We start from the raw sequence: 16150 nt of genomic DNA on the forward strand, positions 1-16150 counted from the left end.
CCACTATTATTCTTAATAGCAAAACTTAAATCAATCACCAGAACGGCCGTTGATTTACACTGCCATAAGTGCAAACTCAGCCAAGTCGTCATTCATCAAACGGAGAAATCGTGATGGGATTCCTAAGCGGAAAAAAAGCCTTAATCATTGGCGTAGCCAACAACAAATCAATCGCCTACGGCATTGCCAAACAGATGCATGAGCAAGGTGCAGAAATCGCCTTGACGTATCAAAACGAAAAACTCAAAGGGCGAGTCGAAAAGATCGCTGAAGAACTGGGCTCTTCAATCGTATTGCCACTTGATGTCGCCAACGATGCCGAAATTGATAGAGTATTTGCCGAATTAGGCAAAAGCTGGACTGACGGCTTGGATATTCTAGTTCACTCCGTAGCATTCGCACCTCGTGAAGAACTGGAAGGCCGCATGATTGATGCTTCCACACGTGAAGGTTTCAAGATTGCCCACGATATCTCAGCATACAGCCTGACCGCCTGCACAAAAGCGGCCTACAGCATGCTGAAAGCTAAAAACGGTTCAGTCATGACAGTATCCTATCTGGGAGCGGAACGTGCGGTGCCAAACTACAATGTAATGGGCATTGCCAAAGCCTCTCTGGAAGCGACGGTGCGTTACCTGGCGGCCGATCTGGGTCAAGACGGCATCCGCGTCAATGCGGTATCCGCAGGGCCTATTCGCACGCTGGCAGCCGCTGGCATCAAGGATTTCCGTTCCATGCTCGATAAAGCGGCTTCAGCCACGCCGCTACGCCGCAACGTAAGCATTGAAGAAGTCGGCAATACCGCAGCTTTCTTATGCTCCGACCTAGCATCAGGGATCACCGGTGAAATCACTTACGTAGATGGTGGCTACAACGTGACCGCTTCAACCTAAGTTCACACAGTGCGCTTACAGAACCGCATTTTATATGCGGTTTTTTTATACCTGTTGTTTATTAAGCCCAAGACATGACAATACAAACCTATAAAACCTACACCTTATAGAGCTTGATGAGACAGGCTTAAATTGGACAATAATGAACAGAGCCAGACAGGCCTGCTCATTTTAAAAAGCAGCGCAAAACAGAAGCATGAATAAAAAACGGAACTTGGAAATTCATTGTGCTAAAAACGAAAAAAGCAGTGACTGACAAATCAGACACTGCTTTTCTTTTAATGGCGGAGCGGACGGGATTCGAACCCGCGACCTCCTGCGTGACAGGCAAGCATTCTAACCAGCTGAACTACCGCTCCGAATTGTATGGTGGGTGATACTGGGCTCGAACCAGTGACCCTCGCCTTGTAAGGGCGATGCTCTCCCAACTGAGCTAATCACCCAGGATAATACCAAAACGTCTTATGGGTTGCGCTTCGGTTACTTATTGCAAACTCCTGTAGATTTGCAATAAAAAAGGTAGCTACAAACTACCTTATAAATATGGCGGAGCGGACGGGATTCGAACCCGCGACCTCCTGCGTGACAGGCAAGCATTCTAACCAGCTGAACTACCGCTCCGTGGTGGGTGATACTGGGCTCGAACCAGTGACCCTCGCCTTGTAAGGGCGATGCTCTCCCAACTGAGCTAATCACCCAATCAAACCGCCTATTTCAAGCCTTTCGGCTATCAATCTGCTGTGCTTAATTGATGTGGCGTATTATAGGGAGTTGGGAGAAGTTGTCAATTAAATTCGTATGATTTTTTACAAAATTTTGACAGATCTTAGTTTACTGCATCTTTTAGGGCTTTACCGGCAGAGAACTTAGGAACCTTAGCCGCTGGAATCTGCATTTCAGCACCAGTTTGAGGGTTACGACCAGTACGTGCAGAACGCTCACCAACCTTGAAAGTACCGAAACCGATAATGGCTACAGCATCACCTTTACTCAAAGCACCCGTGATAGAAGAAACGGTCGCATCTAATGCACGCGCTGCGTCTGCTTTTGTTAATCCGGCTTCTTCTGCGATTGCACTTACTAATTCTGATTTATTCATTTGTTAATCTCCATGAGTACCATATATTTGTTTAGATTCTAGCGCCAGTCAAGGGCTAGAACCATTTATAGCAATCCTTGCTCAACAGTGTCAAGTAAAAATCCGCTAATTTACGAATTAATGTCGTTTTGAGCCCTTTTCAACAGATTTTGCCTTGTTAGAGCCCGAAATAGCGGCGATCTCATTACTTTCCTTTATAGGTTCCGGCATTGTTTCTAATGCGGCGGAAAACACCTCTTCCACCCACTTAACCGGACGAATATCGAGCTGTTTTTTGACCTCCTCCGGAACATCGGCCAAATCCCTGACATTATCATGCGGAATCAGAACCACCTTAATGCCACCGCGCAAGGCGGCCAGCAACTTCTCTTTGAGCCCTCCAATTGGCAGAACTTCCCCACGTAACGTAATTTCACCGGTCATGGCTACATCCGCCCTGACAGGGATTTTAGTCAATACCGAGGTAATCGCCGTACAGATCGCAATCCCCGCACTCGGCCCATCTTTTTTGATAGCACCTTCCGGAAAATGCAAATCCAACTTCTCGTAAAAGTCCTCACTCAAGCCTAAAGCGGCCGAACGGCTACGAATTACACTCATGGCGGTATCCACAGACTCCTTCATGACACTGCCCAACTGACCGGTGCTTGAATACTTACCTTTACCCGGCATAGCGGTGGCCTCAATGCGAAGCAGATCACCGCCAACACGCGTCCAAGCCAAACCTGCGACCTGCCCTACCCGATTCATTTCATCAGCTAGGCCGATACGGTAACGCGCCACACCCAAGTAGGCCTCCAAATCTTCCGGCGTGACCAGGATAGCTCCTTTCACTTCATCGGTGACGAGCTTTTTAACCGCCTTACGGCAAATCTTAGCCAATTCACGGGCAAGCAGGCGCACACCAGCTTCTCGTGTATAGGTTTGAATAATGGCCTGCAGGGCTTCATCCGTAACTTCAAGTTCACCTTTTTTAAGACCGTGATCCTTTTCCGCACGTGGCAACAGGTGTTTTCGCGCAATATTCAGTTTTTCCGGCTCGGTATAACCTGCCAGATTAATCACTTCCATACGATCTAACAAGGCCTCGGGAATATCCATGGAGTTTGAGGTAGCAACAAACATCACATCCGACAAGTCATAATCGACTTCAAGATAATGATCATTGAAGCTACTGTTCTGCTCCGGATCCAACACCTCAAGGAGCGCACTCGCCGGATCACCGCGCATGTCACTCGACATCTTATCGATCTCATCCAACAAGAACAGCGGATTTTTAGTTCCGGCCGTGCTCATCTTTTGAATGATTTTCCCCGGAAGTGCACCAATATAGGTTTTGCGGTGGCCACGAATCTCGGCTTCATCACGTACACCACCCAAGGACATTCGTACATATTTACGATTGGTCGCTTCGGCAATGGAACGCGCTAAAGAGGTTTTACCCACTCCAGGAGGCCCAACCAAACACAAAATAGGCCCTTTCATCTTGCGAACACGTTTTTGTACCGCCAAATACTCGACAATACGCTCCTTGACCTTTTCTAAGCCATAATGCTGGCTATCCAGAATATCCTCTGCCTTGTGCAGATCCTTAGACACTCGACTGCGCTTCTTCCATGGAATATCCAACAACCAATCGAGATAATTGCGCACCACGGTCGCTTCGGATGATTGAGCGGGCATCATTTTGAGTTTTTTCAGCTCTGTCTGAGCTTTGGTTTTGGCTTCCTCACTCAACCCAACCTGCTCAATTTTTTCGGCGATTTGGTCATATTCACTGACCGCCTCTTCATCGCCACCTGCCAGTTCACTATGAATGGCCTTGATCTTTTCATTCAGATAGTACTCGCGTTGCGTTTTGTCCATCTGTTTCTTGATCTTGGTGGTAATGCGTTTTTCCGACTCCTGCAATTCTCTTTCCGTCTCAACGACCGTCAACATCCGTTCGAGACGTTCATTGACCGCGACCAACTCAAGCAACGCCTGCTTCTCGCTGACTTTTAAATTAACATTAGCCGACACCAGATCCACCAAGCGATCGGGCACCTCTTCTTTTTTAACTGAAGCAATCACTTCGGATGGAATTTTCTTTTTGAGTTCGGCATATTTGACAAAACTCTCTTTCAATGCACGAACCAATACAACCGTGTCTGCTTCGCTGGCTTCTTCTGAAACAAACTCGGCGATGTCACCCATCAATACATTGGTTTCGTGGTTAAGGCTTAAGAGTTTGAATCGCTGAACCCCTTCCACCAAAACCTTCACTGTGCCATCGGGCAATTTCAGCAACTGCAGAATGTTCGCCATGGTTCCGACACTGTACAAATCCTCCAAGCTGGGCACATCCAGCTCGGCACTTTTCTGCGTGACCAAAAAGATCTGCTTATCCCCTTCCATTGCCTCATTCAGTGCCTGGATAGATTTTTCCCTGCCCACAAAAAGGGGCATCACATTACCCGGAAACACCACCACATCTCTCAGTGGCAGTACGAGTACATTCATTTTCATTGTTACTTGGTCGAGTTCCATTTCATTCCTTCTCTATGTAAGGGTAAGGCCAAAAAAATACCCAGACTAGCTGGGTATTTAAAAAGACTGATTTGCCGTCCCTTCAGGACACCTGCCGTAAATAACTATTCACTTGAGGCTTTTTTTGGCTCGTCTTCTTGATACACCATCATCGGTGGCTTCTTACCTTGAATCACTGCTTTATTAATAACGACTTTCTCGACATTTTTCAAGCTTGGCAGGTCATACATCGTATCCAACAATAACTGCTCCATAATCGAACGCAGACCACGGGCACCGGTTTTACGCTCAATTGCCATCCTCGCAATCTCCAAAAGCGCATCTTTTCTGAACTGCAATTCCGCCCCTTCCAATTCGAACATCTTCTGAAACTGCTTGACCAGCGCGTTTTTAGGTTCGGTCAAAATCTTGACCAACGCTGTCTCATCCAACTCTTCCAGAACCGAAATCATCGGCAAACGCCCAACGAATTCGGGAATCAATCCAAATTTGATCAAATCTTCCGGCTCAATGCTTTTAAATTTCTCGGACAAGGTTTTCTTCTTGTCCGCAGACTTCACTTCAGCCGAAAAACCGATCCCCAAATTGGTTTCAACACGTTGATCAATGATTCTGTCGAGTCCTTCAAAAGCTCCCCCAACGATAAACAGAATCTTGGAGGTATCGACCTGGATCATATCCTGATTCGGGTGCTTACGCCCACCTTGAGGAGGAACAGATGCCTGCGTGCCTTCGATCAACTTAAGCAAAGCCTGCTGAACACCTTCACCGGAAACATCTCGGGTAATGGATGGATTTTCAGACTTACGCGTGATCTTGTCGATCTCATCAATATAAATAATGCCGCGCTCCGCTTTTTCAGGATCGTTATCGCAACGCTGTAACAACTTAAGGACAATGCTCTCAACATCTTCCCCAACATAACCCGCTTCCGTCAGAGTAGTGGCATCGGCAATTGCGAATGGCACGTCCAACAATCGAGCAAGAGTTTGTGCCAATAAAGTCTTCCCGGAACCGGTCGGACCGATCAGCAGGATATTACTTTTAGTAAGTTCCACGTCATCTTTGACATGCGCATTCTGCAAACGCTTGTAGTGGTTATAAACCGCAACGGAAAGCACTTTTTTGGCCGACTTTTGACCAATAACATAATCATCCAAAATGGTACTGATTTCGTGCGGTGTCGGCAGATTCTCAAGTTCAAACTGTGACAACTCTTCGCCACCAAACTCTTCTTGCAAAATATCGTTACACAACTCGACGCATTCATCACAAATGTAAACCGATGGACCCGCTATGAGTTTTCTAACTTCATCCTGCCCTTTTCCGCAAAATGAACAATACAGTGTTTTTTCATCACTCATAAAATCTAACCCTATCGTTGCGTCAAGACTTGATCAACTATTCCATATTCGTAAGCTTGCTGGGCGCTCATGAAATTATCGCGATCCGTATCTTGCTCAATGGTTTTAATGTCTTGCCCTGTGTGTTCTGCCAAAGCTTGGTTTAGCGTATCTTTGATTTTCAAAATCTCCTGGGCATGGATCTGAATATCACTGGCCTGCCCCTGAAATCCACCCAACGGCTGGTGAATCATCACTCTTGAATTAGGCAATGCATAACGTTTGCCTTTCGCTCCGGCTGACAATAAAAACGACCCCATACTCGCCGCCTGACCAATACACATTGTGCTCACATCCGGTTTGATGAAACGCATGGTATCGTAAATCGCCATTCCCGCCGTGACGCTTCCACCTGGAGAGTTGATATAAAGATGGATATCTTTATCGGGGTTTTCGGATTCCAAAAACAGCATTTGCGCAACAATCAGGTTAGCCATATGGTCTTCAACCTGGCCTACTAAAAAAATAACACGCTCTTTTAGTAAACGGGAATAGATGTCATAGGAACGTTCCCCTCGACTTGTCTGCTCAATAACCATGGGAACTAAAGCGTTTTGAATCAAATTACTCTCCATCCTGAATACCATTCCTCGTCAATATATACAATTAATCGTTTAACTTAGGTGTATCTTAGCCTTTTCTGTGGCAAAAAAAAACTTAACCCCAAAGACAAATGTAAAATTTCCTTTGGCAGGTTAAGTTTTTGATACAAAAAGCGACTTTCTTACAGAAAATCGCCTTCTAATGTCAGCTCTGACCTAATTAGGCAGCCGGGTTAATCACTTCATCAAATGATTTCTTAACTTCGGTCACCTTGGCTTCTGACAGAATCTTTTCAGCCACTGTGTTTTCAACAATGACCGCTTTGATTTCATTTAGAGCCTGAGGGTTCTTCTTATACCAATCGATGACTTCAGAAGGATCTTCATAAGAAGAAGCCTGTTCTTGAATAAATTCATCCACCTGCTCATCGCTTGCAACAATTTTATTGGCGCGAATAATATCACCCATCACCAAGCCTAACTTGACGCGTTTCTCAGCATCTGCCTGGAAATGTTCAGCGGAAATATTCACATCTTCAGGCTTCATGCCTTGCTGCTGAAGTTTTTGAACCATGTTATTCATTAGGCTTTGCACTTCTTGATCAACCAACGCCTTTGGAAGCTGAACATCAACGATTTCATTCAAGGAGTCCAACACGGCTGTACGATTCTGGTTTTGAACCGCACGCGCCAATTCTTTTTCCATATTGTCTTTGATTTCAGAACGAAGTGCTTCTTCGGTACCCGCTTCAATGCCGAAAGACTTCACAAACTCTTCATCAATTTCAGGCAATGTTTTAGTTGAAATCGAGTGAACCGTAATATCAAAAGTCGCAACCTTACCTTTCAGCTCATCCGACTGATAGTCTTCTGGGAAAGTCACTTCGATGGTTTTCTCTTCACCTTTTTTCATGCCAATGATTCCATCTTCAAAACCTGGGATCATACGACCACTACCAAGCTCCAAAGGAACGTTCTCTGCCGAACCGCCTTCAAACACTTCACCGTCAACTTTACCGACGAAATCAATGATTACTTGCTCGCCTTTCTTGGCTTTCTTGGCTGCGCTTTTTGAAGGCTTCCAAGCCATACGTTGCTCAAGTAGACGATTAATCATGTTATCCACGTCTTTATCGGTGATTTCCGCAGAAATCTTTTCGACTTCGACACCTGAAAATTCAGGAACGGTAATTTCAGGATAGGTTTCGAAACGCGCAGTGAATGTGATGCTGCCATCTTTATCATCCAACTCATCAAACATTGGGTAACCGGCTACCTGCAGTGATTCCTGTGCAACTGCATCGTAGAATGTTTGCTGGATCTTTTCACCCATGATCTCCTGCTTAACCTGCTCACCATGACGTTTTTTAACGACATTTAGAGGCACTTTACCAGGACGAAAACCATCCATTTTGATCGTACGGCGGATTTCGCTCAAACGCTTCTCGACTTGACTGTTTAATTCATCAGATGGGAATGTGACAGTAATTTTATGCTCAAGACCTTGTTCTGGCTTTTCTACAGTTACTTGCATGTTCTATTCTCAAAGTTGGTTATTAAAAGACGCTACCATGCCATAAACACACTAGCTAGAAATAAGGTGCAAAATTATACTTTTTTATTGGGATAAATTAAAGAAAAACAAAGAAAAACAACAAGAAATATTTTTTAAGACTTTGTCAGAACTTTAAAAAATGCTAAAATTTCATAACTTTTTTATATGGCTTTATCAGTTTTTTTGGCTTGAATATCGGTCCCTCGATCAAGATTCCAAAATCACCTCTATCATAAGGATTACAACATGAACATTGAAAGAATTGTATTATTGGTTGCCGGCACCATGGTTCTTGGAAGTGCCATCTTGAGCGTTTACCACGCCCCTGAGTGGATTTACCTAACCGGCTTTGTCGGCGCTAACCTGATATTTTCAGGCTTCACCGGATTCTGTCCAATGGTTAAAATCCTGCGCAAGTTCGGCTTCAAGCACGGCAACGCTTTCACAAAATAAACGCCGCATGCATTACCCATGCTTTAACAAAAAAAGGCCTTCATCCAGAAGGCCTTTTTTATTAGCCGCAGCCAATTGCAAACCATCAGGTCGGAACGCCGCGTTCAATCAAACTGCGAATCCTCAAAACTCTGGGTACAGAGCTCGATTTGCTCTTGTAACTCCAACCATTCCAACTCACTTTCTTCCAAAACTTTCTCACAACTTGCTTGAGTTTTCAGGATTTCAGTCAGTTTCGATTTGTTTTCAGCCTCATACAAAGCACTGTCTTCCATCAATTCATGCAATTGATCCAACTCCGACTGCGCCTTCTCCATTTGCTTTTCGACCTTTTTCATAGCCGACAAATGGGGTTTTAAAAGCTGGTCAAGCTGTTTGCGACGCTGCGCATTCTGCTGACGCAGCTGCTTTTTATTTTGAACAGGCCTGTCCATTTCCAGCCTCTCGGCTTGCTTTTGCGTCTCCTGGCTCTGCTTTAAGGTCTTAAGACGTGTTTGTAGGTAGGATTCCAAATCGCCATGATACAAAGTCACCTTGCCTTCATGCACCCACCAGAACTGATCTGCAATACTGGCCAACAAGTGCTTGTCATGAGTCACCACAATCAAAGCGCCACCAAACTCTTGCAGCGCCATGTCCAGCGCATCACGCGTTTCCATATCCAAATGGTTGGTCGGCTCATCCAAAATGACCAGATTAGGCCTTTGATAGACAATCATCGCCAAAGCGAGTCGCGCCTTCTCCCCTCCCGAAAAGGTGGCCACTGGCGTCAAAGACTGCTCGTTTGTAAATCCGAACTGGCCGAGAAAATCGCGGGCCTGTTGGTCGCTGACTTCCTCTCCCAAAGTCAACATATGTTGTAATGGGGAATGTTCAAGCTGCAAAGCCTCTAGCTGATGCTGTGCAAAATAACCGACGGTCACGCCTTTACTGATTTGTATTTTTCCGGCCTGAGGTTCAACCTCTCCCACAAGCAGCTTAATCAAGGTTGTTTTACCGGAGCCGTTGACCCCAACCAAACCGATACGGTCACCAGCGCGCAACACCAAGCTGGCCTGCTGCAAGATTGGTTTATCATCATACCCAAAATCCACGTTTTCGACTTTAACCATCGGGTCGGGCTGATGCTTTGGCTCAAAAAACTCGAAATGAAACGGATTGGTCGCCTGCACAGCCGCCACCTGCTCCATCCTTTCCAAAGCCTTGACACGACTTTGTGCCTGCTTGGCTTTAGAGGCTTTGGCCTTAAAACGTTCAATAAAGGTTTTTAGGTGCTGCATCTGCTGCTTCTGCTTTTCATGTAAAGCGTGCTGTTGCATCAACTGCTCATTGCGCTGACGCTCAAAAGCGGCAAAGTTACCCGAATAATAGTGAATTTTCTGATGTTGAATGTGCGCGATGCCCTGCACAACCTGATCCAGAAAATCGCGGTCGTGGGAAATCATCAATACGGCACCTTGATAAGACTTCAGCCATTGAATCAGCCAAGCCACCGCCTCAATATCCAAGTGGTTCGTGGGCTCATCCAGCAACAACAAATCCGAACGTTGCATCAGCGCCTTAGCCAGTTTCAGACGCACTTGCCAACCGCCGGAAAAAGACTGAATCGACTTATTCAAGTCCTGAACTGAAAAGCCCAGGCCTGCCAATAACTGCTGGGCTTTTTGCGGCACTTCATAACCCGAAATGCGATCCATTTCATCGTGTGCGCGAACCAATGCATCATGGTCATCGAGTTGTTCAGCGTGTTTGATTTTAGCCTCTAACTCGGCATACTGACTGTCACCGAAACAGACGTAATCCAAAGCGCACAACTTGGAATCACTGACCTCTTGCTCAACATAACCGATGAGCCAGTTAGCGGGGACTGAAATTTGCCCTGCGTCCAAAGGCACTTCGTTCATGATCGCTTTGAACAAGGTGGTTTTCCCTACCCCGTTCTGACCGATTAAACCGACCTTCTGGCCGGGATGAATGCTCAAACTGGCGTTTTCGAACAACGGCTTTACGCCGGCACGAATGCTAACCCCGTGAATCGCTAACATAGATCTCCCGCTTTATTGATTCTGATCGTCAGAAGCGTGTGCAACAGCGTGCAGCTGACCATCAAGCAAGGTAAGCTGTCGGTCCATACGACTCGCCAGCTCCAGATCATGGGTCACAATCAGCAAAGCCGTTTGCAATTCCTGATTCAACTCCAGCATCAGCTCAAAAACCTGCTCGGCCGTTTCATGATCCAAATTACCGGTCGGCTCATCCGCTAAAATCAAAGCCGGACGGGTGATCAAAGCTCGCGCAATCGAAACCCTTTGGCGCTCTCCACCTGACAATTCACTGGGCTTATGCTGCATACGATCCTTCAAACCAACACGCAACAGCAGCGCTTCTGCCTGGGCTTGTGCCGACTGAGCCGGCTCACGGCGAATGCGCAAAGGCAGCATGACGTTTTCAAGCGCGGTCAATTCGGCAAGCAAATGGTGAAACTGATATACAAAGCCCAAATGCTGGTTGCGCATCTTTCCACGCTTCACATCACTCAACTCGGAGAAAGGCTGCCCCATCAGCTCAACTCGCCCCGAACTCGGCTGATCCAACCCTGCAATCAAATGCAACAAGGTACTTTTTCCGGAGCCCGAAGAACCGATGATGGCAATTTTCTCACCCGCTTCCACCGTCAAATTGGCATCGGTCAACACCGGTGTCGGTATGACACCGTCCTGATAGGTCTTTTTCAAAGCACTCGCGCTTAATACCATTTGATTCAGTGTCTCACTCATATCTCAATGCCTCTGCCGGATGAATTTTAGAGGCCTTTCTGGCCGGGTACAATGTCGCAACCAAAGTTAAAAGAAAAGCCAACCCGGTTACATACCACACATCACTCCAAACCAGTTTTGAAGGCACTTCACTAATATAATAAACATCCGCCGGAAAGAATTTGAATCCCAAAAGGTTTTCGATGAATGGAATGATGACATCAATATTCATTGCCAACGCGACACCGCCCAGCAGACCGAAAAAGGCACCACTTAAGCCAATGACCAAGCCCTGAATAATAAACATCGTCTGAATACTCCCGGGCGTCGCTCCCAATGTTCTCAGAACCGCAATATCACTCTGCTTGTCCGTCACCACCATAACCATGGTTGAGACGATATTGAATGCGGCCACCATGATAATCAACGCCAACACAATAAACATCATGCGTTTTTCCATCTCGATGGCTTTAAAGAAATTAGCATGTTGCTGAGTCCAGTCACGCACATAAAAAACCTGCTGAATCTGCTGCGCCAAATCCTGACGAACCGAATAGACATCAAACATGTCACGGATTTTCAACTGCAACGCCCCTACCGCATCCCGATACTTGAACACCTTTTGTGCATCTTGGATATGAATGATCGCCAAACCGCTGTCATACTCATGCATGCCGGCTTTGAAAAGCCCAACAACAGTGAAACGTTTGATGCGCGGTACGATACCAACTGGGGAAAAACTGCCCTGAGGGGCAATCAAAGTGACCTTATCACCCACTGAAACCCCCAGACTGCCGGCCAACTCCGAACCCAAAATGATGCTGTAGGCTTTGGGCTGCAGATCCGCTAAATGACCATAGATCATTTTGCTATCGATATCGGCTACCTGCCCCTCATACTCTGGCAGAATGCCGCGAACCGCAACGCCTTTTACCTGGTCGCCGCTGGTCAACATGCCTTGCTCCATAATATTCGGAGCCGCACCCAGCACTTCTTTGTTCTGCTTGACCTCATGATAAAGAGTCGACCAGTCGTATAAACGCTCATCCCTCTCTGTCAAAGTCATGTGAGCCGTCATACCCAAAATCCTATCCCGCAATTCCTGTTGAAAGCCATTCATAATGGAAAGCACAGTAATCAACGCCATCGCCCCCAAGGCAATACCGATCATCGAGGACAAAGAAATAAAAGAGATGAAACCATTGCGTCTTTTGGCTTTGGTGTAGCGCAAACCTAACTGCAATTCAAACGGGGCTTTAAACATAATTAACCTAAGTTATGATTTGTGAACATCCTGATCGCTGGACTGAGTATCCGGCCCTTTATAGGAGATAAACACTGGCAATTCAACATTGAAGACAATGGCCCAGACACGCATAGTCAGCACCACTAGAATGGACGTCATGACCGCCCAATCCACCGTAACACCGGCCTCTATTAGAACCAATAAAAGACTGGCTCCAACAAATGAAGCCGTGGCATAGATTTCTTTACGGAAGACCAAAGGCACCTCACCCACGAGTACATCACGGATGACTCCGCCAACCACCCCGGTCATGATTCCGGTCATAATTGCGATCGGATCGGAAAAGCCTAACGCCATCGCCTTTTGTGTGCCAATTACGGTAAAAACAGCCAATCCCAGTGCATCTAAAAACAGTAACAACTTGACCGGCAGACGTTTAAATCGTGCCAAAAAGAACAATAGCAGCGCCGCAATGACCACGACATAAATATAGATATCATTCTGAGTCCAGAAAACCGGTACATCAATGATCAGATCGCGCACCGTTCCGCCACCAATCGCCGTAACCATGGCAATGACAATGGCCCCGAATAGGTCAAGCTGTTTACGACGAGCAGCCAAAAGTCCGGTAATGGCGAACACTACCGTGCCCAGTAAATCCAAATATTGCAATATCAGCGCTAAAGTCATAGGCGCATTATATAGGATGGATTAAATAAGGAAACTCCAATATGCACATTGCATGCGTAATTTGTCATAAGCACACAAACAAAAACGCCCTCTATATTGAGGGCGTTTTTGTACATCGTAAATAACCTGAATCAGGTCAGCTTATTTGCTGTCTGATTTCAAACGGTTAATACCTAACATTTTCATAATGTACTTCTGGTAGATCGGTTCAGAGTTACCGGCCTTCATATTGCGAATGAAGTATTTCTCAAACGCGATTTTAGCCAAATGCACCCACTTACCCTTCTTGGCCCAAGTCAGGTTACGCGGCGGAATCTGAGGCAAAGCCACAAACGCCGCACCGGAATCCCCCATATCTGCGAGACACACGGTATTCCAAGTTGGTTCTTCATGAGGCTCTTTGCCTTCCAGATTCGCTTCGATGTTATGACAGATGGCCGTCACCATCGACTCGATCATCAAGCCGGTTTTTGGGGTACCGCATGGAACGGGACATTTAGTGTCCACCGGAGGAATAGCAATCCCCACACCCAGAGCATAAATATTGTGATACGTCGGGTTACGACTGAACTTATCGACTTTAACAAACCCGCGCGGATTGACAAGCGGTCCACCCATTTTTTCCGGATCGGAGTCTACCAAATCAACCAAGAACTTAGACCCTTTGAAAGCCGGCAACATCATCGAATACTTGAACGGCAATTCATGTTTATTGATGACTTCACCCTGATTGTTATATTCATCAACGTACATCATGCCATCTTCGATTTTGGTGGTTTTGGCATTGCAAATCCAATTGATGTGACGGTTACGCATTTCCGATTCCATCAACCCCTTGGAATCACCTACCCCACCTAAACCTAGATGGCCGATGTAAGGTTCAGCTGTCACAAAGGTCATGGGAACCTGGCTACGGATTTTACGTTTACGCAAATCCGTTTCCATGATCATGGCAAATTCATAGGCTGGACCAAAACAGGAAGCACCTTGAACGGCCCCCACAATAATTGGTCCTGGATCCTTGCAAAACTCTTCCCACTGATCATAAGCTTCCACTGCGTGTGGAGTGGTACAAACCGAAACCGTATTACCACCGTGACTCTTAGGTCCAAACCCTTCCACCTCATCAAACGCCAGTGCTGGCCCTGTCGATAAGATCAGGTAGTCGTATTCCATCTCTGTGCCGTCATCCAAAGTAATCTTATTGTTTTCGGCATCCAAACCAGTACAGGTTTGATGATAGAACTCAATCCCTTTACGAGTTAGATAAGGCTCTAACTTGAATGAGATGTCTTCCGGCTTTCTCCAGCCAACTGCAACCCAAGGGTTGGACGGGACGAAATTGAATTCGTCGATGGCATTCACCACCTTGACAGTGTGTCCTTTATCCAAGTGCTTACGAATATCGTAAGACATGGGTAATCCTCCGGTACTAGATCCAACTACAACCACTGTTGCCATGTGTTCATCCTTTTGTTTGTCTTTTATTATTATTTACTTTTTTAATGGTAGTTAATTAAGCTTATTTATTAGTAAACCCTGCTTAACGTAAGTAGAGCCATCATGGACTAAAGCCCTGCAAAATAAAAATAAAATTTACATATCAGGCATTAATTAAATTAATTAATGACTAAAATTTTACCTTATGTAATTCAACGCAATATTTAACCAAAACCTTTACAGTTTTCGCATGATCAAAAACGCAGGCACCACAAACAAAATCATCAAAGTGGCCACTACCAGCGCCAACATAGTCATCAAACTCGCCTGCTGAATCAACCCTTGCCCAGCCAACAACAATACAAACAATCCCAGCATAACCGTCCAGCTAGTCATCCAGATCGGTCGCCCGACACTCGCCATCGCATAACGCACGGCCGATTCCGAATCCGAGAACACCCCTCGTTTAGCGCGAAGGTAACGGGAGAAGAAATGAATGCCGTCATCCACAATCAAACCCAACGGCATCATAATCAATAATACCGACAATGGGTGGGCCGGAACAAAAAGAACAAACACCAGCACCGCCACCGTCAACGCCAAAAAATTCGCCAGGGTATTCAGCAATGCCAAGCTCAGGCTTTGCCAAAAAACCGCAAACAATAACCACATGCCCGCCACCATCCAGACAATTTGGCTGAACCACGGCAACAAATCCCGTTGTAGCCAGCACAAGCCCATCAGCAACAGTGTCAAAACAAACATCAGCATCTTAACCTTATGAGGTGCAGACTGCATCCACTTAACCACAAACGCATAGCCCATGCGATCCGAACTGTGACCAACGCGAAACTCCAACAACCAACTCAACAGAATCATCGGCAAAACAGTTAAAGCCACCAGATAGCTGACAATGGCACCAATGACGACGACCCAACTCATTGGAACCAGCTCGGGTTCATACCACGCAGCCAACATAAAACCCAGCAAGGTGGTAAAGTTAGATAAAAAAACCGGCGTATTGTTCAATTTCAGAGCCTCCGCCAGCGCATCAAACTGAAATAGGCCGCGCGCCATTTCCCGCAATAAACTGCTTAATATATGAATCAGGTTACTTGTCACTAACGTCATCAGAATCACCCAGCCCAGCAGACTGGATTCATTCAACGCCACCCCGGCCCATCCCAGCGCGCCCAAGGTCATGGCACCAACATACAGACTCATCAGCAGTTGCAGGAACGCACTTTTGATCGAATCCATCCAGCGGGCCAGCGCAACACTCATCAACACCACACTTAAAAGCAACCAGCCCCATGCCTGATTGGACACCTGTTGATCCAACAGTGCGATGCCTGAGATCAGCAGCAGACTGATCCCGCTCCAAAGCACACTTAAAAGCACTTTGTTATGCGCCATAACCTGCACCCAACTAAACGCCCAATTACCGTACATACCTTCCCTTTTTATTGATTCATCTGGTTTTTCACATCCGGGCGGAAATTGCGCCCACTCTCCGGATGGGTAGTTTAAAATATTCCGTTTTA

Annotated in this window: 13 protein-coding genes and 4 tRNA genes; 2 read left to right on the forward strand and 15 right to left on the reverse strand. The window is 46.2% G+C overall.

The window, feature by feature from the left end; genetic code table 11:
• Positions 1-113 precede the first annotated feature (113 nt).
• Positions 114-893 (forward strand): enoyl-ACP reductase FabI, encoded by a 780-nt coding sequence (locus B076_RS0106755; protein ID WP_028486645.1) that lies wholly within the window; start codon positions 114-116, stop codon positions 891-893.
• 282 nt (positions 894-1175) lie between these two features.
• Here B076_RS0106755 and B076_RS0106760 read toward each other — a convergent pair.
• From B076_RS0106760 to tig, 9 genes are all read right to left on the reverse strand, one after another.
• Positions 1176-1252 (reverse strand) — tRNA-Asp (locus B076_RS0106760).
• 8 nt (positions 1253-1260) lie between these two features.
• A tRNA-Val gene (locus B076_RS0106765) sits at positions 1261-1336 on the reverse strand.
• A gap of 101 nt (positions 1337-1437) precedes the next feature.
• Positions 1438-1514 (reverse strand) — tRNA-Asp (locus B076_RS0106770).
• A 1-nt stretch (position 1515) separates the two neighbouring features.
• Positions 1516-1591, reverse strand: a tRNA-Val gene (locus B076_RS0106775).
• Between the two features lie 128 nt (positions 1592-1719).
• Positions 1720-1992: an HU family DNA-binding protein gene (locus B076_RS0106780; RefSeq protein ID WP_028486646.1), complete on the reverse strand. Its 273-nt coding sequence runs from the start codon at positions 1990-1992 to the stop codon at positions 1720-1722.
• A 117-nt stretch (positions 1993-2109) separates the two neighbouring features.
• Positions 2110-4521, reverse strand: coding sequence for an endopeptidase La (gene lon, locus B076_RS0106785; RefSeq protein WP_028486647.1), 2412 nt, complete (start codon positions 4519-4521; stop codon positions 2110-2112).
• A gap of 104 nt (positions 4522-4625) precedes the next feature.
• The gene (gene clpX, locus B076_RS0106790; RefSeq protein WP_028486648.1) at positions 4626-5885 is read right to left on the reverse strand and encodes an ATP-dependent Clp protease ATP-binding subunit ClpX; all 1260 of its coding nucleotides are present in this window, start codon (positions 5883-5885) and stop codon (positions 4626-4628) included.
• A gap of 11 nt (positions 5886-5896) precedes the next feature.
• Positions 5897-6499 (reverse strand): ATP-dependent Clp endopeptidase proteolytic subunit ClpP, encoded by a 603-nt coding sequence (gene clpP / locus B076_RS0106795; protein ID WP_028486649.1) that lies wholly within the window; start codon positions 6497-6499, stop codon positions 5897-5899.
• Positions 6500-6686: 187 nt separating this feature from the next.
• Complete coding sequence (gene tig, locus B076_RS0106800) at positions 6687-8000, reverse strand: trigger factor (protein WP_028486650.1); 1314 nt, start codon at positions 7998-8000, stop codon at positions 6687-6689.
• Positions 8001-8267: 267 nt separating this feature from the next.
• On the opposite strand from tig, the gene B076_RS0106805 reads away from it, so the two are divergent.
• Positions 8268-8474 (forward strand): YgaP family membrane protein, encoded by a 207-nt coding sequence (locus B076_RS0106805; RefSeq protein ID WP_028486651.1) that lies wholly within the window; start codon positions 8268-8270, stop codon positions 8472-8474.
• Positions 8475-8578: 104 nt separating this feature from the next.
• Here B076_RS0106805 and B076_RS0106815 read toward each other — a convergent pair whose 3' ends face one another.
• From B076_RS0106815 to B076_RS0106840, 6 genes are all read right to left on the reverse strand, one after another.
• Complete coding sequence (locus B076_RS0106815) at positions 8579-10519, reverse strand: ABC-F family ATP-binding cassette domain-containing protein (protein ID WP_028486652.1); 1941 nt, start codon at positions 10517-10519, stop codon at positions 8579-8581.
• A gap of 12 nt (positions 10520-10531) precedes the next feature.
• Complete coding sequence (gene lolD / locus B076_RS12340) at positions 10532-11251, reverse strand: lipoprotein-releasing ABC transporter ATP-binding protein LolD (protein ID WP_051347230.1); 720 nt, start codon at positions 11249-11251, stop codon at positions 10532-10534.
• The gene (locus tag B076_RS0106825; RefSeq protein ID WP_028486653.1) at positions 11244-12494 is read right to left on the reverse strand and encodes a lipoprotein-releasing ABC transporter permease subunit; all 1251 of its coding nucleotides are present in this window, start codon (positions 12492-12494) and stop codon (positions 11244-11246) included. Before B076_RS0106825 ends, lolD begins: the two co-directional genes overlap by 8 nt.
• A 12-nt stretch (positions 12495-12506) precedes the next feature.
• On the reverse strand, positions 12507-13166 hold the full coding sequence (locus B076_RS0106830) for a trimeric intracellular cation channel family protein (protein WP_028486654.1): 660 nt from the start codon (positions 13164-13166) through the stop codon (positions 12507-12509).
• 141 nt (positions 13167-13307) lie between these two features.
• Positions 13308-14627, reverse strand: coding sequence for an NAD(P)/FAD-dependent oxidoreductase (locus tag B076_RS0106835; protein WP_028486655.1), 1320 nt, complete (start codon positions 14625-14627; stop codon positions 13308-13310).
• Between the two features lie 216 nt (positions 14628-14843).
• Positions 14844-16058, reverse strand: coding sequence for an MMPL family transporter (locus B076_RS0106840; protein ID WP_028486656.1), 1215 nt, complete (start codon positions 16056-16058; stop codon positions 14844-14846).
• Positions 16059-16150 lie beyond the last annotated feature (92 nt).

Origin of the sequence: Thiomicrorhabdus chilensis DSM 12352 (assembly GCF_000483485.1) — a bacterium.
In the GTDB taxonomy this organism is placed as follows: domain Bacteria; phylum Pseudomonadota; class Gammaproteobacteria; order Thiomicrospirales; family Thiomicrospiraceae; genus Thiomicrorhabdus; species Thiomicrorhabdus chilensis.